We start from the raw sequence: 20,510 nt of genomic DNA on the forward strand, positions 1-20,510 counted from the left end.
GTATTCACTTTAAAGTAACGCACGATGTACGCCCCCTTTAAAAATTATCACAATATAGTGGGCTTTTCAACCGAAAGAACCATTTATACGAACAAAAGAACAAATACAAAACAAAATGTTCGTATTCTGTAAATTCCGACAGTTTAAAAATCAATAAAAAAAATGCAAGTTAGTCATAAAACTAACCTGCATTTATATTATTCAATCGCAAAGATATATGAGTATAATGGTTGCCCACCTTTATGGACTTCAACTTCAACATCGTCAAATTGACTTTCAACAAATGATACTAACTCATCCATTTCTGTATCAGCTACATCTTCACCTTGCAAAATCGTGATGATTTCTGAGTCTTCATCAACCATATGTTGCAGTAACTTTTTAGCAGCTTCAAGCTTTTCAGTATCCTTTACAACAATTTGCTTTTCAGCAATTCCCATAAAGTCACCTTTTGCAAGCTCTAAGCCGTCGATATTGGTATCACGTACAGCGTACGTAATTTGCCCCGTCTTCACATGACCAAGGGCTTCTGTCATCGCTTCTTCGTTCGTATTTAGATCTGATTGAGGATTAAACGATAGAAGCGCTGTCATTCCTTGTGGAACTGTTTTAGAAGGAACAACGGCAACGTGATCTCCTACTACAGACGCAGCTTGATTTGCAGCCATCACGATATTACCATTATTAGGAAGGATAATCACTTTTTCAGCGTGTGTTTCTTCGATTGCTTTGACAATATCTTCTGTACTTGGATTCATCGTTTGGCCACCTTCAATTACAACAGTAGCTCCGATACTTTTAAACAGCTCTGCAATGCCACTTCCCATTGAAACCGTCACAATACCGTATGGCTTTTTCTCAGCCTTTACAGGAGCAGGTGCTTCTTTCGAAACAATTTCGCTATGCTGTTCACGCATGTTTTCAATTTTCATTTTTATTAAGCTACCGTAGCGCTGGCCATAATTTAATACTTCACCCGGATGCTCAGCATGAATATGCACTTTTACGACTTCATCATCAGACACAACTAATAAAGAATCGCCCCATTCGCTTAGATCCTGGCGAAATGTCTCTTCTGAGAATGCGTGCTTTTCCATTTTGTCTGCTTCTAACCGAACCATAAATTCTGTACAGTACCCAAACTCGATATCTTCAGTGTTCATATGGCTTTGAGCGTGCTTATGGTGTTCAGCGTTTACAAGCTCATTCATTGATGGAATTGCCAGAGGTACACCTGGAAGCTTTTCTCCCTTTAGCTCTGCTAGGAATCCTTCATAAATTAAAACTAAGCCTTGTCCACCGCTGTCTACAACGCCTACTTCTTTTAAAACAGGCAGTAATTCTGGGGTGCGATCAAGAGAGGCTTTTGATGCTTTTAGCACTTCTTCCATAAATGGAATCATTTCTGGTTGCTTTTCAGCTACTTCAACTGCTTTTTTAGCCGTATCTTTTGCAACGGTTAGAATCGTACCTTCAATTGGCTTCATAACAGCTTTATAGGCTGTTTCAACGCCCATCTCAAGCGCGTGTGCAAAGTCTACTGTCGTAATAAATTCTTTTTGTTCAATCGCTTTGCCAAAACCTCTGAAAAGCTGTGATAAGATCACGCCTGAGTTACCACGCGCCCCCATTAATAGGCCTTTTGATAAAGCTTGTCCTACTTGTCCAATATGATTTGATACATTTCTTTTTACTTCTTTAGCACCTGATGTGATCGACAGGTTCATGTTGGTACCTGTATCTCCATCTGGAACTGGAAAAACGTTTAGTGCATCTACATAGTCAGCATTGTTTGACAGATGCTGTGCTCCTTGAAGCACCATTTCCGCAAAACGCTTTCCGTTCAATGTTGTCATTGACACGAATCTTCCTCCTTAATTACACGTTCGTTACACGAACACCCTGCACGTAAATATTTACTGAGTCAACCGTTAGACCCACTGTTTGTTCTAGCGTATATTTCACTTTAGTCTGTACGTTATGAGCAATTTCTGAGATTTTCGTTCCATAACTAACAATGATATACATATCAATATGTACTTCATCATTTTCTTGCCTTACGATAATACCCCGTGTAAAGTTTTCTTTACGAAGAATGTCAGTAAGACCATCTTTAATTTGATTCTTAGAAGCCATGCCGATGATGCCATAGCAGTCAATAGCTGCCCCTCCAGCAATCGTTGCAATTACGTCTGTGGAGATATCAATTTGACCGTACTTAGTTTTCATTTCGATGGACATACTTTTTCCCCTTTCTATACATAGGCTAATAAATATTTTACTATAACCAATCTCTTTTTAAAAGAACATTCCCTAATTACCCAAATTTAACTCTCTTTATTATTGAACATACATTCAATTTATATGTCAAGGAAAATTTCTTGAAAGCTTTTGTTGAGAAGTATTGCATTATAAAGAATGCTGTGATAAATTAATATAGTATTTCTCAAAAAGCAGAATTGAGTAGTTTTTTTGTGTTAGGAGGGAAAACTATGGCACGCAAATGTGTAATCACTGGCAGAAAAGCTCGTTCAGGTAATGCACGTTCTCACGCTATGAACGCTACAAAGCGTAAATGGGGTGCTAACGTTCAAAAAGTACGTATCCTTGTGGACGGTAAACCAAAACGTGTATACGTATCAGCTAGAGCCCTTAAATCAGGTAAAGTTGAGCGCGTTTAATTTTCGATAACGAAAAAGCACCATGTATATGGTGCTTCTTTTATTATCTTGCTTTTTAATCTTTTTTAAATGAATTTAGCATGACCTTTACAATACCACCTAAAAACTTTGGAAGTTTAATCGTATAAAATTTCATACTACTCCTCCTCACCATTTCCACCATTCATCTACTTTTAATGGACTACCTTCATCCATTCTTCCATCAACATTATTAAAGTCTTTTACAAGCAATCTGCATCATTGCTTCTTATCATCATTAATATGCCTGTAGTAAATGAAAAAGTACCTCTTTGTGCAAGAAGTTCGTTACTTATACATAAAGTAGAGCCAAGTTCTACATAGTGGTTTGTTAGGGGATACTTAAAGCCTGTTAGCGTAAGGTTTTCAACACCGCCAGCATAAGGAACAAACGAGACGTATTTCGCTTGAGTTCTTACTTCAATTTCATGCGTTCCAGGAGAGAACAATTGAATGCTATTTTGCTTGTCAATTAGCTCTACCTTCACGTTTTCTTGCAGGCTTTTATACAGAAGCTGAATGGCTCCAAACGTATGATCAATTCTACCGCCCGTAGCTCCAAAAACCCGAATGTACGCAGGTTTTTTAGACACAGCCCACTCAACCGCAAGCTCTAAATCCGTTGCATCTTTTTCAGAAGGATAAACATGTAAATCTTGCAGCCGATCCTGAATAGCCTTCAGCTGCTCTTCATTGATGGAGTCAAAGTCTCCAAACGCTTCATCAGGAATAATCCCCTGCTCAAGAAGAGTGAACACACCGCGATCTACACCTATCCACTTATCACATGCCTTCCACTTGTGAAGTTCCGGCACATAATTATCCGGACCTCCTGCCAAAATATGAATAATAATGATAAGCCACCCTTTCTATTTATGAATTATTTAAAAAAGTTGCCAAGGAAAAGCAGATTTCACTCCTCCTTTGACAACTTTTGTAGACTCTTTATATAGTTGAACGAATTCGATCAATTGCCGCTGCGCGGTCTTCTTGATCATAAATAGCTGAGCCAGCTACTAAAACGTTTGCTCCAGCTTCTACGCATTTTTTTGCTGTTTCTTCGTTTACTCCACCATCTACTTCCACTTCAATAGATAGCTGACGAATTTCAATAAGCTGCGAGATTTGTTCAATTTTCGGTAGTACGCTATTAATAAACTTTTGGCCTCCAAAACCTGGATTAACCGTCATTAATAAAATTAGGTCGATGTCTTCTAACACGTGCTTTACAACATCAATTGGAGTAGCTGGATTTAACGCAATTCCAACTTTCATACCATGTTCTTTAATCAATTGAATTGTACGATGTAAATGCGTACAAGCTTCTGCATGCACAGTTAAAATATCAGCACCTGCTTTTGCAAACATCGGAATATACGCATCAGGGTTACCAATCATTAAGTGAACATCTAGCGGAAGAGATGTAATTGGACGAATTGCTTCTACAATTAAAGGACCAATTGTAATGTTAGGAACAAAATGGCCATCCATTACATCCACATGAATATAATCAGCTCCACCAGCTTCTACTTCACGAATTTCTTCTCCTAATTTAGAAAAATTAGCTGATAAGATGGAAGGTGCAATTTTTGTCATGTTTAATACCTCGGCTTTCTTTGCTTGATTTCTTCAACAAACTGCAAATAATGCTCATAACGGTAAGCAGGAATTGCTTGGTTCTCCACTGCCTGCTTAACTGCACATTTTGGTTCTTTCACATGCAGACATCCTCTGAACTTACAGTCTTCACTTAAGCGAGACATTTCTGGAAAGCAGTGAGAAAGTTCTTCTACCTCTAGAGTTAGAAACTCCAAGGAGCTAAAGCCCGGTGTATCTGCTACGAGTCCTTCACCAAATGAAATAAGCTCTACATGTCTGGTTGTATGCTTTCCTCGCCCTAGAGATGTTGAAATATCATTTGTCTTCAGCTCTAACTCAGGCTTCAAAACGTTTAGTAACGAAGATTTACCAACTCCTGATTGTCCTGCAATGACCGTTATTTGATTTTCAAACAGCGGCTTAATTTCTGCAATACCACTTTCCATTACGGTTGATGTTAAAATTACCTCATATCCTATTTTACGATAATCTTCGGCATATTGCTCAATTAATTGTTTTTGTTTCTCTGACAACAAATCAACTTTTGAAATACAAATAACCGGCTGAATATCATTTGACTCTACCAAAGCTAAAAAGCGATCCAAAAGCACCGTACTAAAATCAGGCTCGATAGCTGAAAATACTAACAACGCTTGATCAACGTTTGAGATTGGCGGTCGCACTAACTCATTTTTACGTTCTTTAATTTCAAGTATATACCCTTCAAGCTCATTATCAGCTTGAAATACTACTTCATCGCCTACTAATGGAGTGACTTTCTTCTTTCGAAACACTCCTCTTCCGCGACACTGGGTTACTTGTCCATCATGAAGAACATAATAAAATCCACTTAAGGATTTAATAATTCTTCCTTCTGGCATAACCTCACTCCTATCATTCTTCTGGATATTCTACAGCTTTTTCTTCAATTACTTGACCATCTCGAACTACTTTGTACTTGGCTGGCTCGCCTTCTTTCACTAACACATCGAATGATTCAGTAACCGTTTCTGTAATTGTTAGTTCTTTAATAGGCACAGACATTGTATTATCTGCATCTTCTACGTAAATCTCTACTTTTTGCTCAGGATTTTCTCCTTCACTTTTCTTTTCCTCATAGGGAATTGTTACTTGTACATTGACAGTTTGAGGAGGTACTTCTTTCTTCCCTAAGGAAACTTTAAACGTTAGCTTATCACCTTTTTTAATAACCGAACCAGCTTTCGGGGTTTGAGAAATAACCAAACCTTTTTCAACAGTATCAGAATATTCGTTTTCTACTGCAATTTCAAATTCTTCTTCTGCTACATAATCTCGAACGCTTTTTTCCGTCCATCCTGAGAAATCCTTCACTTTAATTTCCGGAGGTCCTTTGCTTATCCATAACGTAACGGCCGTGCTTTCTGGAACAACCTCTTCACTTTCTTTTGGACTTTGATCTAATATTGTTCCTTTGGGCTCCTCACTGTCGATTTCAATTGTTCGCACTTCACGATAATTCTGACTTTCAAGCAGCTTTTGAACTTCACTTACATCTCGGCCATTAAAGCGATCAAACGCTACTTTTGCTTTCCCAGTACTTCGATAGATAATAACAGCTGTACCTTCTTTTACCACATTTCCCGCTTTAGGTGATGTTTTAACCACATCTCCTTCTTGTACTTCGTCATCAGCTATATCCTTTGGATCTTTCACATTAAACCCTAATGATACAAGCTCAGTCACGGCTGACTCATAGTCTTCATTATGTAAATCAGGCACCGTAATATCCTTAGGCAATAGTAAAGAAGGAATAAAAGTCACAGCAGCGACGCTCGCTGCCGCTAACAATAAAAAAATGAGCGCAAGCGTTAAAATAACTTTACTTTTCTTTCTAGGCTTTTTCTTAGATTCTACTTCATTTTGATGTGTATTAGAAGGTTTACGAACAGCCGTCTTTTCCAATTCATGACCATACGGCTCATCTTTTATAATTGGAATTGCTTTTGTTACTTCATCATCATCTGGTACAATAAACTTTTGTTCATTGTGTCGAGTGGGATGAATAGCAGAGCGTAAATCTTCTTCAAATTCTTCTACCGTATTATAGCGATAAAAAGGGTCTTTTGTTGTTGCTTTCAATACAACGTTTTCTACGCTTTGTGGGATAGAAGGATTCCATTTCCTTGGTGAGGGTGTTTCCGTTTGTAAGTGCTTTAGTGCAATGGAAACAGCAGACTCTCCCGAGAATGGTACTCGCCCAGTTAACAATTCAAATAAAACAACGCCTAATGAATAAATATCGGACTTTTTATTCGCTAGACCTCCTCTTGCTTGTTCTGGAGATAGATAATGAACAGACCCTAATACAGAGTTTGTATGTGTAATAGTTGTTGAGCTTAAAGCCACGGCAATTCCAAAGTCCGTTACTTTTGCCGTATCATCATGGTCAATTAGAATATTTTGTGGTTTAATATCTCGGTGAATAATTCCATATTGATGAGCATGAGCAATTGCGGATGTAATTTGAGTCATAATATGTATCGCTTTCTCTAAAGATAACGGTGACTCTTGTAAAATATATTGCTTTAAGGTCATTCCAGGGACATATTCCATTACAATATAGTAGATGTCCTCTTCTTCTCCAACATCATAAATACTCACAATATTTGGATGAGCAATGCTTGTTGCAGATTGTGCCTCACGGTGGAAACGCTTAATAAAAGCATCGTCATTAGCAAAATCTAGCCGCAGAACTTTAATTGCCACGTCGCGATCTAAAATCATATCACGTGCTAAATAAACGTTGGCCATGCCACCTCCACCAATGACATGTAGAATTTTATAACGGTCGTTTAGCCGTCTCCCGATTAGCAACGTTCTCACCCACTTTCAGATGTAAAGTCCACAATTGCTAGTGTAATATTATCTTCTCCACCTAATTCATTAGCTAATGTAATTAAGTATGTACCTGTTTCGTTTAGGGACGTTCCAGGTTGTAAAATGTCTTGGAGCTTCTCTTCGCTTATTTTATTGGAAAGTCCATCTGAACACAATAATAATAAATCTGTTGATTCAACTTCAACTGTTTTTACATCAAGATCTACTTTTTCTTCAGTACCTAATGCACGTAATAAAATATTTTTGCGAGGATGATGTTCCGCATCTTCTCGTGAAATTTGACCGTTTTTCACCAGCTCATTGACAAGGGAATGGTCTTCTGTAATTTGCCTAAAACCATCTTCACTGAATAAATAGCCCCGGCTATCTCCAATATTACCAATTGTACAAAATTCGGATGTGCAAATAGCTAATACGATGGTTGTGCCCATTCCTTTACATTCTTCATGTTCACTTGCATGTTGATGAATAGCTTCATTTACATTCATCACTTGTTCACGTATCCAAATAGTAGCATCATTCGGTTCATTTATAACTGGGCTACTCGTCCAGACGTCTTGCAATTTTTGAACTGCCATCGCGCTGGCTACATCTCCAGCGCGATGACCTCCCATACCATCTGCTACAATTGCAAGCACCTGGCCATGAGCATTCAAAAATACCCCTCCGTTATCTTCATTGTGTTGACGTATTCTCCCTCGGTCTGTCATAAAGACAGTTTCCATACAATCACCTCGTCTCTTCTTTACGCTCCTTCGCACGCAATTGACCACAAGCTGCATCAATATCATGACCTTGCTCACGGCGAATTGTTACGTTAACACCATGTTTTTTCAACGTACTTTCAAATTCAAAAATTTGTTCACGCGGTGTACGAACGTAATCACGCTCTGGAACATAGTTCACAGGAATTAAATTCACGTGACATTTAATGTTTTTAATAAGCGCTGCTAACTCTTCAGCATGTTCTACCTGGTCATTTACTCCACCAAACAAACCATATTCAAAACTGATACGACGACCTGTTTTGTCCGTATAGTATTTAATTGCTTCCATTAAATCAGGTAGCTTGTACGCACGGTTAATAGGCATCAATTTCGAACGAATATCGTTGTTTGGTGCGTGTAGTGAAATGGCAAAATTAATTTGCATTTGCTCATCAGCAAATTTATAGATTTTAGGGATGATTCCACTTGTTGATACCGTAATATGACGCGCACCAATATTAAGACCGTTATCGTGATTAATAATTTTTAAGAAGCCCATCATTTGATCGTAGTTATCAAACGGTTCACCAATACCCATAATTACGACATGACTTACGCGTTCTCCTTGTTCATCAAGCGCTTTTTGTACTTTCACTACTTGAGCAACAATTTCACCAGCTTCTAAGTTACGCTTTAATCCACCAAGCGTAGAGGCACAGAACGTACAGCCAATGCGACAGCCAACTTGTGTTGTTACACAGATTGAGTTTCCGTACTCGTGGCGCATAAGCACTGTTTCAATTGTATAACCATCGTGAAGCTCAAATAAAAATTTCATTGTTCCATCTGCAGAGGTTTGTTGAACAGCTGTTTTTAACGTAGTTAAAACAAACGCTTCATTTAACTTATCACGCAGTCCTTTTGACAAATTTGACATATCGTCAAATTCAGTTACACGCTTTACATATAGCCAGTCAAAAATCTGTTTCCCACGGAATTTTTTCTCTCCCTGAGATACTAACCATGCTTCTAACTCATGTAGTTGTAATGAGTAAATTGACGGTTTTTTATTTTCCACTTTTGTATCTTTCGTTCTTTTACTAACAGTTCCTTCCATTTTTACACCTTCTTTTGTAAACACGCAATATAAAACCCATCGCTTTCCTCGCTTGGAAGCAGTTGAATTTGTCCATGTTTAACGTTTTGTTTAAGCTTTTCTGGCATGCGTTCTGCCAAGGTAGAGTCTACCATAAATTCTGCATGATTATCGAGAAATGCATCCACTACATCTCCATTTTCATCACGATCAATCGTACATGTACTGTATACAAGCGTCCCACCCTTTTTTAAAAGTGGCGCAACAGCTGATAAAATATCAAGCTGGATTTTTGCCAATTGCTGAACGTCACGCTCGGTCTTAACATACTTTAAATCCGGCTTTCTTCGCATAACCCCGAATCCTGAGCACGGAGCATCGACTAAAATGCGATCAAACGTTTCCGCTTCAAAGCGCTCTGCCACCTTACGACTATCTTGCACCGTTGGTGAAACATTCGTAAGCTGCAAGCGCTCTGCTTGCTCAGAAATTAACTTGACTTTATGATCATGAATATCTAAAGAAATGACTTGTCCCGTATTGTTAAGCTTTTCACCGATATGAGTTGATTTCCCACCTGGTGCTGCACAGCTATCTAATATCATTTCTCCTTGTTCGACACCAAGAGCATGAGCGACAAGCATTGAACTTTCGTCCTGTACAGTAAACATCCCTTTTCTAAATGCATCTGTATATGCAGCATTTCCTTTTTGAACTTCTAAAGCTTCCTCAACAAGCTCACCGCTTTCTACAGAAATACCTTCTTCTTTAAGCTGAGCAACTACTTCAGAAACAGTGAACCTCGCTGTGTTTACGCGAAGCGTTTGCTTAGGGGACATTAGATTAGCTAAACAAATTTCACGCGTTTTGTCCAATCCATATTGTTCCACCCATCGTTTTACCAACCATAAAGGATGACTCGTTTCTACCGATAAGCGCTCGATAGGATCTTTAATCTCTTCTACGCTTGGAACTCCGTTTCGTTGCACATTACGTAAAACACCATTCACCATCGAAGCAATTCCTTTATGGCCACGCTTCTTAGCAATTTCTACTGCTTCATGAATAACTGCGCGATCAGGTACACGATCTAAGTGCAGCATCTGATAAAGAGACAAACGAAGCAATACTTTGACCCAAGGCTGAAGCTTTTTGGCTTTCGCTAAAAATGGAGCCAAACTATAGTCTAGCGTATCTCTTCTTTGAATTGTACCATATACAATCTCTGTTAAGAGACCGGCATCTTTCCCTTGAACACCGTACTTTTGAATACTTTTATTTAACAACAAGTTACTGAAAGCCTGATTTTTTTCAATCGAAAGTAAAATATCAAGCGCGATATCACGAACGTTATATTTACTCATTATGAGCTCCTAACACAGCTCCTACTTCAATGCCATTCCCGCGTAAGAACTGCGCGGCTTCCATTCTCTTTTTCCCAGATGGTTGAAGCTCTGTAATTTTAATTCCTGTACGGTTTCCTGTCGCCACGATAAATCCATCTTTTTCAAGGGATACTACCTTCCCCGGATCTCCTTCTGCAGCAACTTTTTCTCCCCACCAAACTTTCATCACTTGACCATCTAGCGTCGTATACGCCACTGGCCAAGGGTGAAGACCGCGGATGTGGTTATAAATTTCCTCACCGCTTCGCGTCCAATCAATTTTTTCTTGTTCGCGCTTTATGTTAAACGCAAATGTGGCTTCATCTTCGTTCTGCTTTATTGGCGTTAGATTACCTGATACGAGGGCTGGAATAGTTTCAGATAATAATTTAGCTCCCGCTTCGCTTAGTTTATCGTGCAGTGTTCCAACATGGTCTTTTTCTTCAATAGGCACTTCGACTTTCGTCAAAATATCACCGGCATCTAGCTTTTCGACCATATACATAATCGTTACGCCAGTTTTGGGCTTCCCTTGTAAAATAGAATAATGAATCGGTGCTCCTCCTCTAAGCTCAGGCAGCAACGATGCATGGACATTAATACAGCCATATTTCGGCGCTTCTAAAATTGGTGTTGGTAAAATTTGTCCAAACGCTGCCGTTACAATTAAGTCAGGGTTATATGCCAATACTTCACTGTACGCTTCTTCTAAACGAATTTTTTCTGGTTGCAGCACTGGAATGCCATGCTTTTGTGCCTCTACTTTCACTGGTGGTGGAGTCATAACTCTTTTTCTTCCTTTTGGACGATCAGGCTGTGTTACAACGGCCACTACTTCATATCCATCTTTAATTAAAGTCTGCAATACCGGTACGGAAAAATCCGGTGTTCCCATAAACACAACTTTCATTTTAAATTCCTACCCTTCTAGTTCTCCATCTTCATAATAACGCGATACTTTCTCAGTAAAAAGTACCCCGTGTAAATGGTCAATTTCATGCTGAATGGCACGAGCTAAAAAACCCTTTGCTTCCATTACAAATACTTTTCCACGACGATTATGTGCTCGTACTTTCACATAATCAGCGCGAGTTACGTCACCAAAAAGGCCCGGAAAACTTAAGCAGCCTTCAGGACCAGTTTGTTGACCATGCTTTTCAAGAATGACTGGGTTAACCAATTCAATTTTTCCGTGTCGATCTCCTATATCAACCACTGCTACTTGCTGTAATACACCAACCTGTGGAGCAGCAAGTCCTACTCCATCTGCTTCAAGCATTAAATCATACATGCCATTGATTAACTTAGCTAATTTATTATCAAACACTGTGACAGGTTCACATTTTGTCTCTAATACTTCATCGGGATGGTAAACTAGCTTTAATTTAGCCAAATTACTCCCTCCTTCAACTCTTTCTATTTATATCCAAAACTGCAGTCATTTAACGTTTTAGTTGTCGATTTACATCATTGAATAAGGGTGTAAATCAATCGTAATCGTTAATTGCTCCTGCTGAATTTGATCTTGGTACTGGTTCACTACATATTTTAAAGCTGGTATCATATTCGGTTCCAGCTTGTATTTTATCATGCATTGATATCGATATCTATCTTTTATCTTAGCAATTGGAGAGGCAACAGGTCCTAAAATAACGGCTTGCGGAGAGAGCTTTTGTCTTAAATACTGCGATATTTTCCCAGTCACAGACACCACTTTTGCCACGTTTTCATGTGAGACAGTTACCAACGCCAAATAAAAGAACGGTGGATAACGATGAGCTTGTCTAAGCTTCATTTCCTCAAGATAAAAAGTATCATAGTCGTGCTGACTTGCTAACTGAATGCTGTAATGCTCAGGAGCATAGGTTTGAATAACGACTTCACCAGGCAAGTGGTGACGTCCCGCTCTTCCGCTTACTTGTGTAAGGAGCTGAAACGTTTTTTCAGCAGCTCGAAAGTCAGGAAGGTTCAACATCGTATCTGCTGATAACACCCCAACAAGCGTTACGTTTGGAAAGTCTAAACCTTTAGCAATCATTTGCGTACCTAATAAAATCTGCGCTTCTCCATTTCCAAACTTTGTTAGGAGCTTTTCATGCGCCCCTTTTCGGCTTGTTGTGTCAACATCCATTCGAATGACAGACGCTTCAGGCAACACCTTTCCAAGCTCTTCTTCCACCTTTTGCGTCCCTGATCCAAAAAAGCGAATATGGTCGCTTTCGCACTCTGGACAAGCCGTTTGAGTTGGCTCTTCATAGCCACAGTAATGACATTTCATTCGGTTTTGGTAGCGGTGATATGTCAATGAAATTTCACAGTGCGGACACGAAGGAACATATCCACAGTCACGGCACATAACAAAAGATGAGTGCCCTCTCTTATTTAAGAACAATACAATTTGTTCTCGTCTTTCAAGGCGCTCACGTATTTTTTCAAGAAGAAGCGTAGAGAACATTGACCGGTTTCCATCGCGGAGCTCTTCACGCATATCTACAATATCTACTTTTGGAAGAGCTGATTTATTCATTCGTTCGCGTAGTGGCAGAAGTTTATAAACCCCTTTTTGAGCACGTGCAAATGACTCTAGTGTCGGGGTTGCACTTCCTAAAATTACTGGACAGTTGTGAAATTCTGCGCGTTTAATTGCCACATCGCGCGCGTGATACCTGGGATTCTCCTCTTGCTTATAGCTCGTTTCATGCTCTTCATCAATGATGATGATGCCCACATGTTGAAACGGAGCAAAGATAGCCGACCTTGCCCCTACGACTACGGATACCTCTTTGCGCTGAATTTTACGCCACTCATCGTATTTCTCACCGGCCGACAAACCGCTATGCATCACGGCTACCTTCGAACCGAATCGCTCTTTAAATCTTTTGACCATTTGAGGCGTTAGTGATATTTCTGGAACAAGCATAATTGCTTCTTTCCCCTGTTTCAACACTTGATCAATTGACTGTAAATACACTTCCGTTTTACCGCTTCCAGTTACACCATACATGAGAAAAACATCGTGTTCATGGTTCTCAATATCGCGCAGGATTGGCTTGATAGCAGCCGATTGCTCATCTGTTAACGGAAAAGGTTTTGAAGGAATAAAATCACGATTGGCATACGGGTCTCGATAAATCTCCATATCAACCTCGTGAAGCAATCCTTTTGAAACTAATCCTTTAATAGGTGCACTCGTTACGTTAAGCACAGTCATAATGTCTCTTTGTGCTACTACTTCTTCTTGCACAAGCATAAATTCAAGCACTTGCTTTTGCTTTTCAGCTTGTTTAGGCAACTCTTGGAGCAGCTGTTTGACATGTTCAGGCGGCTGAGCTAAACGAAGAGCTTTCACGGTCTTTTTATTCCCTTTACTTTTGACTAAATATACAACTTCTAAGAGTCCTTTTTGAATATCGCGATAAAAGCTATTTACAGACTCTGATTTCTCAATGTCGCTCCACATCACTTCGGAAGTATGTTGAAAGTACGGCTGAACCTTTGAGTGAAGCTGTGAACTTTCTACTCCTGGTTGAAGCAATATCTTTTTGTCATATTTTGCTTTCATCGCAGCAGGGAGCATTACTTGAAAAGCAGATATTTTAAAGCAAAGCGTTTTTTCAGTGAGCCAATGACCTAGCTCTAATAATTCAGGCGTTAACACTGGTGTTAAATCAAGCAGCTCAGCGATTGGCTTCGTTCGCTTTACATCTGTTTCTAATTTAACGTCTACAACAAACCCCTGCACCTTGCGCGGGCCAAACGGAACGATTACCCGCATTCCTGGGACAAGAATCTCTCTCCACTGTTGAGGAATCGAGTAATCGAATGATCGGTCTGTCTGCTTCGCTGCTACGTCAACAATTACGCTAGCAAAATTCATTGTCGAACACTCTCTAGCAGCTGCTTCACTTCTTCTAATAAAACTTTAGCGACAGATGATTTAGACATAAGAGGAAGCTGCCTTTGCTCACCGTTTCGCTTATAAAATTTTACGATATTCGTATCTGTTCCAAAACCTGCACCTTCACTTGTTACGTTGTTAGCGACAATCATATCTAGATTTTTGCTTTCGAGCTTCTTTTGAGCATATAAGTCTACCTGTTCTGTTTCTGCTGCAAATCCAACGAGCACCTGATTGTAATCTTTATAATCTCCGAGCGTTTTTAAAATGTCAGTAGTGCGCTCCAACTCTAGTACTGCCTCTCCCGGCTGCTTCTTCATCTTTTGCTGATGAACATGCTTTGGACGATAGTCAGCAACTGCCGCGGATTTAATGACAACATCCATATCCGTATAATGCTTCATCACCGCTTCAAACATCTGCTGTGCACTCTCGATTTGAACTGTTTTGACGTTAACGGGTGGCGTCAGCTGTGTTGGCCCAGATATAAGCGTTACGTTGGCTCCTTGCTTCGCTGCTTCTTCTGCGATAGCATAGCCCATTTTCCCAGTCGAACGATTAGTAAAGAAACGTACAGGATCCACTCGTTCAACCGTTGGCCCTGCTGTAACTAAAACATTCGTACCTTTTAGCGCTTGAGGTGGCTTTTGGTCATAAAAATAAGACTGTAGAAGACTAACAATTGTTTCAGGTTCTTCTAACCTTCCTTTCCCAACATAACCACATGCTAAATAACCCTCTCCAGGCTCCACAAACTGATAGCCAAATGAAGCTAATGTTTGCATGTTCTTTTTTACAGCTGGATGATCGTACATATGAACATTCATTGCTGGAGCAATCCAAACTGGAGCTGTGGCAGCAAGAAGAGTAGTTAAAATCATATCATCAGCAATTCCATTTGCTAATTTCCCTATCATATTAGCAGTAGCAGGTGCGACAAGAATTAAATCTGGCCAATCTGCTAAGTCAATATGTGCAATAACAGCCGGATCTTTTTCATCAAATGTATCTGTGTATACAGGATTTCTTGAAAGTGCTTGAAATGTTAACGGCGTAACAAACTCACGAGCAGAATCTGTCATAATGACTTTCACTTCGGCTCCTGCTTGTACTAACTTACTGGTTAAAGCCGATGCCTTATAAACAGCAATTCCACCACTAACACATAATAAAATTCGTTTTCCTTTCAACATCGTTACCCATACTCCCATCTTTTTATCTACTGAACAACCTTTACAATGTCCATATTATAACATGTTCAAGAATAGAAGTTGATTTTGACAAACCCTCTTTCTAACAGAAAAAAATAACAACCTACTGCGAATAGGTTGTTATTTTAACAATTATCTTTCTTCATTCTCATCTTTTGAAGGTACGTGCGTATACGTAAGTTGTTCTGAGTTGATTTCTTCTAATGCACAACCTACTAATTTATGAGATACAGGTCTTTGGATTGTTGTATCATTATGCATTTGAAGTTGACGTGCGCGCTTTGCAGCTACTGTTACTAGCGTATATTTAGAATCTAAACGTTGCATTAATGAATCAATTGACGGATAAAGCATTTATTCTACCTCCAACATTCTTTTATAGCGTGCAGATACACGGTCGCGGCGGCAATGCTCTGCCGTGACAATTGCTTGAATACGTGCACATGCATTTTCTACCTTGTCATTTTCTACTACATAATCGTATGCATCCATAAGCTCAATTTCTTCTTTTGCTACGCGCATACGGTTGTTAATTAAATCTTCTGTTTCTGTACCGCGGTTTACAATACGACTCTTCAACTCTGATAAGCTTGGTGGTGCTAAGAAAATAAACAATCCTTCTGGAAATGCTTCTTTCACTTGAAGAGCACCTTGAACCTCAATTTCTAAAAAGACATCTTTCCCTGAAGCTAACGTTTCTTCGACGTAGTCAATTGGTGTACCGTAGTAGTTCCCTACGTACTCTGCCCACTCTAGAAGCTTTTTATTTTCAATCATGTGCTCAAATTCTTCGCGCTCTTTAAAGAAATAATCTACACCATCAACTTCGCCTTCACGTGGACGACGCGTTGTTGCTGAAATAGAGTACTGAAGTTTAATATCTTCTTGTTCAAATAATGCTTTTCTTACCGTTCCTTTTCCAACACCTGACGGTCCGGAAAGAACGATTAATAAACCTCTTTCAATCATTGGTTTATACGCCCTACCCTTCTACTAATTCTTCTTTATTCACAAGCCTTTGTGCTACAGTTTCCGGTTGAACAGGAGCTAAAATAATATGATTACTGTCCATTACAATCACAGCTCGGGTTTTTCTTCCCTGCGTGGCATCAATTAAACTTCCGCGATCCTTCGCTTCTTGCACAATTCGTTTAATTGGTGCTGATTCCGGCTGAACGACAGAAATGATGCGATTAGAAGAAATAAAATTTCCAAATCCAACATTAATTAATTTACCGCTCATACAAAGCCCCCTACTGTATCCATATTGTGTCCGTCTATTCTGAAGGCTACTAGTAACTATTCAATATTTTGAACTTGTTCTTTCAAACGCTCTAGCTGCGTTTTCATATCGATGACACATTGAGCAATCTTACCATTATTCGCTTTCGCTCCAATTGTGTTCATTTCTCGATTTAACTCTTGCACAAGAAAATCAAGCTTTCTCCCGATAACATCGGTTGTATCAATTGTTTGAAAGAACTGAGTAAGATGACTGTGAATACGGGTTAATTCTTCATTAACGTCTGCTTTTTCAGCAAAAATAGCCACTTCTGCTAGCACTCGCTGTTCATCGATTGTACCTTCAAGATAGTCGGTTAATCTTTTTCTCAAGCGATCCTCATATTGCTCACTAACAGTCGGTGCAAGCGATTCTACTTCGTCGCGAAGCTGCTGGATGTTGGTGAGGTGCTGAACTAAATCTTGATATAATTCTTGCCCCTCTTTTTCACGCATCGTTAGCAGCTGACCTACTGCTTGTTCAACCGCTGTAAAAACCAGCTGGTGAATTGATGTTTGGTCTACTTCTTCTTCAGAAGTCGTCATTACGTCAGGCATATGCAGAATATCTTGAATTTCAACAGACTTGGAAAGCTGGTGACGCTCGCTAATTTCTTGGAAAGCTTTCATATACTCACCTAACAACTCCCAATCCGTTTGTAACGTCTTTTTAGCTAATCCTTCACCTGAAATCGTAACAAATACTTCTACTCTACCACGTTTTATGTATGTTTGAATGATTTTTTTTATTTTATCTTCAATTTCCATTAATTGCCTTGGCATTCGCACAGTAATTTCACAAAAGCGATGATTTACCGATTTCATTTCTACCGTTACCGCTTGAACCTCATTATCTGCTCGTCCTCGGCCAAAACCTGTCATACTTCTTATCATTATCATCACATCCACTATGTACATCTTACAAAAAAAAAGAAATAAAAGAAAGTGTTACTCAAAAAAAGAGTAAAAGCAATGTACCTCACTCATTAAAAGCTGGTGAAAGCAAACCGTATGCTTCCACCAGTGCTTTATTACTATATCATTAATTACGATTTTTTTCTTGTTAAAAGTGATCCCGCTAATAAAAATGTCGGAACACTTGCTAAACCTAAAATAATTAACCATTCCCTTGGCGCAATAGCCATCGTATGGAAGATTGGTTGTAAAGGTGGATAATAAATAACAACTAGCATTAGCAAAATTGATGAAATAACCGCACCAACTAAGTAAAGATTTTCAAAAGGATTCCGGTCGAAAATGGACTTCTCACTTCGACAGTCAAACACATGAATTAGCTGGGCCATGACAAGCGTAGCAAATGCTATCGTTTGAGCGTACTGTAAGTTATCAGGGTTGTTATCATAGACAATAATAAACGCAGCAAGGGTCGCTATTCCAATTAAAAACCCTCTACTTACTACCTTCCAACCAAGTCCGCGTGCAAACACCCCTTCTTTTGGATGCCTTGGTCTACGCTTCATTACATCGTCTTCAGGTTGATCTAACCCCAATGCCATCGCCGGAAGGCCATCCGTCACTAAGTTGACCCATAATATTTGAATGGGTACTAATGGAAGCGGCAGAGCTAGAATCATGGCAAACAACATTACAAGTATTTCTCCTACGTTAGAAGCAAGTAGGTATCGGATGAATTTTCGAATATTTTCATAAATGTTTCGCCCTTCTTTAATCGCTGATTTAATCGTTGCAAAGTTATCATCTAGTAGCACCAGCGCTGAGGCTTCTTTAGCAACGTCCGTTCCTGTAATTCCCATTGCTATGCCAATGTCGGCTGCTTTAATTGCAGGTGCGTCGTTTACACCGTCACCTGTCATAGCCACAACGTGGTCTTTTGCTTGTAACGCTTTAACAATCTTTAATTTATGCTCAGGCGATACGCGTGCATAAACATATACATCATCTACTACGTCTTCAAGCTCCGACTGTGACATTGTATTTAACGTATGGCCTTCTAGTACTCGTCCTCCCTTTGGTAAAATCCCAAGCTGCTTGGCAATCGCTTCAGCGGTTATCACATGATCTCCTGTAATCATAACCGTTTTAATGCCAGCATCTCGGCATTCTTTTACAGCCTGCTTTACTTCAGGTTGTGGAGGGTCAATCATCCCTTGAAGTCCTAAAAACACAAGCTCTTTTTCAGCTGCTTGTTCAGTAGTAATGGTTTCGTACGATTCAAGCGGGCGATAAGCAACCGCAATCGTTCGAAGTGCCTGGCTCGCTAGAGAATGGATGGCGTTTTGCACTTCTTCACGACCGCTAGGAGACAGCTGTTGATGACGATTTTCCCATACAATTGACTTGCTATTTGTTAGTAGAACATCTGGTGCACCCTTTGTCACCACATAGCGCTTGTTATCCTTGCCTTCTATCACCACACTCATCATCTTCCTAGTAGAATCAAAGGGAAACTCTTCAATAACTTTAAAGTCTCCTTTTACATTTTGACGGGTAAAGTTCGCTTTCATTGCGGCTACAACTAAAGCGGCTTCTGTAGGATCACCATCGACTACATAATCTTTGTCTTTTTTCGTAACCGTTGTTTGATTACATAATAGGCCGAACAGCAACAGCTGCTGCAGCGGTTTTTCTCGACTAACATTAACTTCTTTCCCCTCAGCAGAAAACGTACCGCTTGGGTCATAGCCTGTTCCAGATAAATTCCACGTTTTCCCACCTGACCACAAGTGAGTAACGGTCATCTTGTTTTGAGTAAGCGTTCCCGTTTTATCTGAGCAAATAACAGATGCACAGCCCAGTGTTTCAACAGCTGGAAGCTTCCGAACAATGGATTTTTGTTTAATCATTCGCTGAACGCCCAATGATAAAGCAACGGTTACAATTGCTGGCAATCCTTCTGGAATTGCAGCAACGGCTAGTGATACGCCTGCTAAGAACATCGTATATAAATCATGCCCTTGCAAGACACCAATTCCCACTACAAGAACAGTTAATAAAAGCGCAACAATAATGAGAATTTTCCCAAGCTGCTCAAGTTTTCGTTGCAGTGGGGTAATGACTGCTTCTGCATTTTGTAATAAGTCGGCGATTTGTCCCATGGCAGTCTTCATACCTGTCCCTACTACAACTCCAACACCGCTTCCACGCGTCACAAGCGTCCCCATAAATGCCATGTTCTCTTGATCTCCAAGTGGAATTTCATTTCCTTCTAATACGCGCGTATACTTTGGAACAGGGACAGATTCACCTGTCAGCGCTGATTCTTCAATTTCTAAACTTTTAGCATCAATAAGACGAATATCAGCACCAATCCGATCACCACTTCCAAACTTGACAATGTCTCCCACTACCAGTTCTCTAGAAAGAGTCTTTGACCACTTACCGTCTCGTAAAGCAAGTACCTGCGGCGCCGATAATTCCTTCAGTGCATTAAGTGACTTTTCAGCACGACGTTCTTGAAAGAATCCAAGAAACCCATTAATCACGACAATCGCAATAATGGCAATAGCATCAATATACTCTCCTAATAAGCCCGATATTAGCGTAGCTGCTAATAAAACCAAAACCATAAAATCTTTAAACTGTTCCAAGAATACGAGCAGCGCAGACTGCTTTTCACCTTCAGCAAGCTCATTGAAACCTTCTTGCTTTTGCCTCAATGCGACTTCTTTTGCAGTTAATCCATTTTCTTTATCTGTTTTTGTCACTTCTAATGTTGCTCGCTCACTCAGCTCATACCATTTCATCGCATTCCTTCACACCCTTTTGTTTGTAA

General features: G+C 39.7%; 20 protein-coding genes. 1 reads left to right on the forward strand and 19 read right to left on the reverse strand.

The window, feature by feature from the left end; translation table 11 throughout:
* Positions 1–197 precede the first annotated feature (197 nt).
* Together BFL01S_RS00495 and BFL01S_RS00500 are read right to left on the reverse strand one after the other, a co-directional pair.
* Positions 198–1,862: a DAK2 domain-containing protein gene (locus tag BFL01S_RS00495; protein WP_061784597.1), complete on the reverse strand. Its 1,665-nt coding sequence runs from the start codon at positions 1,860–1,862 to the stop codon at positions 198–200.
* Positions 1,863–1,878: 16 nt separating this feature from the next.
* Complete coding sequence (locus tag BFL01S_RS00500; protein WP_025909028.1) at positions 1,879–2,241, reverse strand: Asp23/Gls24 family envelope stress response protein; 363 nt, start codon at positions 2,239–2,241, stop codon at positions 1,879–1,881.
* 251 nt (positions 2,242–2,492) lie between these two features.
* Between BFL01S_RS00500 and rpmB the strand changes: the two genes are divergently transcribed.
* A complete protein-coding gene (gene rpmB, locus BFL01S_RS00505) occupies positions 2,493–2,681 on the forward strand; it encodes a 50S ribosomal protein L28 (RefSeq protein ID WP_025909029.1) in 189 nt (62 codons plus the stop codon).
* A 55-nt stretch (positions 2,682–2,736) separates the two neighbouring features.
* Here the strand turns inward: rpmB and spoVM are convergent, their stop codons facing one another.
* The 17 genes from spoVM to BFL01S_RS00590 form a co-directional block, all read right to left on the reverse strand.
* Complete coding sequence (spoVM, locus tag BFL01S_RS00510) at positions 2,737–2,817, reverse strand: stage V sporulation protein SpoVM (protein WP_016765421.1); 81 nt, start codon at positions 2,815–2,817, stop codon at positions 2,737–2,739.
* Positions 2,818–2,902: 85 nt separating this feature from the next.
* Positions 2,903–3,556, reverse strand: coding sequence for a thiamine diphosphokinase (locus tag BFL01S_RS00515; protein WP_090752673.1), 654 nt, complete (start codon positions 3,554–3,556; stop codon positions 2,903–2,905).
* Between the two features lie 88 nt (positions 3,557–3,644).
* Positions 3,645–4,295, reverse strand: coding sequence for a ribulose-phosphate 3-epimerase (gene rpe, locus BFL01S_RS00520; protein ID WP_025909031.1), 651 nt, complete (start codon positions 4,293–4,295; stop codon positions 3,645–3,647).
* A gap of 2 nt (positions 4,296–4,297) precedes the next feature.
* Positions 4,298–5,179 (reverse strand): ribosome small subunit-dependent GTPase A, encoded by an 882-nt coding sequence (gene rsgA, locus BFL01S_RS00525; RefSeq protein WP_025909032.1) that lies wholly within the window; start codon positions 5,177–5,179, stop codon positions 4,298–4,300.
* 13 nt (positions 5,180–5,192) lie between these two features.
* Positions 5,193–7,154, reverse strand: coding sequence for a Stk1 family PASTA domain-containing Ser/Thr kinase (pknB, locus tag BFL01S_RS00530; RefSeq protein WP_061784599.1), 1,962 nt, complete (start codon positions 7,152–7,154; stop codon positions 5,193–5,195).
* Positions 7,155–7,159: 5 nt separating this feature from the next.
* Complete coding sequence (locus BFL01S_RS00535) at positions 7,160–7,903, reverse strand: Stp1/IreP family PP2C-type Ser/Thr phosphatase (RefSeq protein ID WP_061784600.1); 744 nt, start codon at positions 7,901–7,903, stop codon at positions 7,160–7,162.
* Positions 7,904–7,907: 4 nt separating this feature from the next.
* Positions 7,908–9,002: a dual-specificity RNA methyltransferase RlmN gene (rlmN, locus tag BFL01S_RS00540; protein ID WP_025909035.1), complete on the reverse strand. Its 1,095-nt coding sequence runs from the start codon at positions 9,000–9,002 to the stop codon at positions 7,908–7,910.
* 2 nt (positions 9,003–9,004) lie between these two features.
* Entirely contained in the window at positions 9,005–10,345 is a 1,341-nt protein-coding gene (gene rsmB / locus BFL01S_RS00545; RefSeq protein WP_025909036.1) for a 16S rRNA (cytosine(967)-C(5))-methyltransferase RsmB, read from the reverse strand.
* The gene (gene fmt / locus BFL01S_RS00550) at positions 10,338–11,276 is read right to left on the reverse strand and encodes a methionyl-tRNA formyltransferase (protein WP_025909037.1); all 939 of its coding nucleotides are present in this window, start codon (positions 11,274–11,276) and stop codon (positions 10,338–10,340) included. Before fmt ends, rsmB begins: the two co-directional genes overlap by 8 nt.
* Positions 11,277–11,285: 9 nt before the next feature.
* Positions 11,286–11,759 (reverse strand): peptide deformylase, encoded by a 474-nt coding sequence (def, locus tag BFL01S_RS00555; RefSeq protein ID WP_061784601.1) that lies wholly within the window; start codon positions 11,757–11,759, stop codon positions 11,286–11,288.
* 69 nt (positions 11,760–11,828) lie between these two features.
* On the reverse strand, positions 11,829–14,243 hold the full coding sequence (priA, locus tag BFL01S_RS00560) for a primosomal protein N' (protein WP_061784602.1): 2,415 nt from the start codon (positions 14,241–14,243) through the stop codon (positions 11,829–11,831).
* Entirely contained in the window at positions 14,240–15,457 is a 1,218-nt protein-coding gene (gene coaBC / locus BFL01S_RS00565; protein WP_061784603.1) for a bifunctional phosphopantothenoylcysteine decarboxylase/phosphopantothenate--cysteine ligase CoaBC, read from the reverse strand. Before coaBC ends, priA begins: the two co-directional genes overlap by 4 nt.
* A 150-nt stretch (positions 15,458–15,607) precedes the next feature.
* Positions 15,608–15,829: a DNA-directed RNA polymerase subunit omega gene (gene rpoZ, locus BFL01S_RS00570; protein ID WP_025909041.1), complete on the reverse strand. Its 222-nt coding sequence runs from the start codon at positions 15,827–15,829 to the stop codon at positions 15,608–15,610.
* Positions 15,830–16,444: a guanylate kinase gene (gmk, locus tag BFL01S_RS00575; RefSeq protein ID WP_025909042.1), complete on the reverse strand. Its 615-nt coding sequence runs from the start codon at positions 16,442–16,444 to the stop codon at positions 15,830–15,832.
* Positions 16,445–16,457: 13 nt separating this feature from the next.
* A complete protein-coding gene (remA, locus tag BFL01S_RS00580) occupies positions 16,458–16,718 on the reverse strand; it encodes an extracellular matrix/biofilm regulator RemA (protein ID WP_025909043.1) in 261 nt (86 codons plus the stop codon).
* 56 nt (positions 16,719–16,774) lie between these two features.
* Positions 16,775–17,650, reverse strand: coding sequence for a YicC/YloC family endoribonuclease (locus BFL01S_RS00585; RefSeq protein WP_025909044.1), 876 nt, complete (start codon positions 17,648–17,650; stop codon positions 16,775–16,777).
* A gap of 152 nt (positions 17,651–17,802) precedes the next feature.
* Positions 17,803–20,481, reverse strand: coding sequence for a calcium-translocating P-type ATPase, SERCA-type (locus BFL01S_RS00590; protein ID WP_061784604.1), 2,679 nt, complete (start codon positions 20,479–20,481; stop codon positions 17,803–17,805).
* Positions 20,482–20,510: the final 29 nt, after the last annotated feature.

This window comes from Priestia flexa NBRC 15715, assembly GCF_001591565.1.
Lineage (GTDB): Bacteria > Bacillota > Bacilli > Bacillales > Bacillaceae_H > Priestia > Priestia flexa.

Bases quoted from the DNA above. Each gene is read 5' to 3' on its own strand.
- fmt (WP_025909037.1), bottom strand. From the start codon at position 11,276: ATGAAAGTTGTGTTTATGGGAACACCGGATTTTTCCGTACCGGTATTG.
- rpe (WP_025909031.1), bottom strand. From the start codon at position 4,295: ATGACAAAAATTGCACCTTCCATCTTATCAGCTAATTTTTCTAAATTA.
- priA (WP_061784602.1), bottom strand. From the start codon at position 14,243: ATGAATTTTGCTAGCGTAATTGTTGACGTAGCAGCGAAGCAGACAGAC.
- coaBC (WP_061784603.1), bottom strand. From the start codon at position 15,457: ATGTTGAAAGGAAAACGAATTTTATTATGTGTTAGTGGTGGAATTGCT.
- gmk (WP_025909042.1), bottom strand. From the start codon at position 16,444: ATGATTGAAAGAGGTTTATTAATCGTTCTTTCCGGACCGTCAGGTGTT.
- rpmB (WP_025909029.1), top strand. From the start codon at position 2,493: ATGGCACGCAAATGTGTAATCACTGGCAGAAAAGCTCGTTCAGGTAAT.
- rsgA (WP_025909032.1), bottom strand. From the start codon at position 5,179: ATGCCAGAAGGAAGAATTATTAAATCCTTAAGTGGATTTTATTATGTT.
- BFL01S_RS00590 (WP_061784604.1), bottom strand. From the start codon at position 20,481: ATGAAATGGTATGAGCTGAGTGAGCGAGCAACATTAGAAGTGACAAAA.
- BFL01S_RS00585 (WP_025909044.1), bottom strand. From the start codon at position 17,650: ATGATAAGAAGTATGACAGGTTTTGGCCGAGGACGAGCAGATAATGAG.
- BFL01S_RS00500 (WP_025909028.1), bottom strand. From the start codon at position 2,241: ATGTCCATCGAAATGAAAACTAAGTACGGTCAAATTGATATCTCCACA.
- rpoZ (WP_025909041.1), bottom strand. From the start codon at position 15,829: ATGCTTTATCCGTCAATTGATTCATTAATGCAACGTTTAGATTCTAAA.
- rsmB (WP_025909036.1), bottom strand. From the start codon at position 10,345: ATGAGTAAATATAACGTTCGTGATATCGCGCTTGATATTTTACTTTCG.
- rlmN (WP_025909035.1), bottom strand. From the start codon at position 9,002: ATGGAAGGAACTGTTAGTAAAAGAACGAAAGATACAAAAGTGGAAAAT.
- spoVM (WP_016765421.1), bottom strand. From the start codon at position 2,817: ATGAAATTTTATACGATTAAACTTCCAAAGTTTTTAGGTGGTATTGTA.
- BFL01S_RS00535 (WP_061784600.1), bottom strand. From the start codon at position 7,903: ATGGAAACTGTCTTTATGACAGACCGAGGGAGAATACGTCAACACAAT.
- remA (WP_025909043.1), bottom strand. From the start codon at position 16,718: ATGAGCGGTAAATTAATTAATGTTGGATTTGGAAATTTTATTTCTTCT.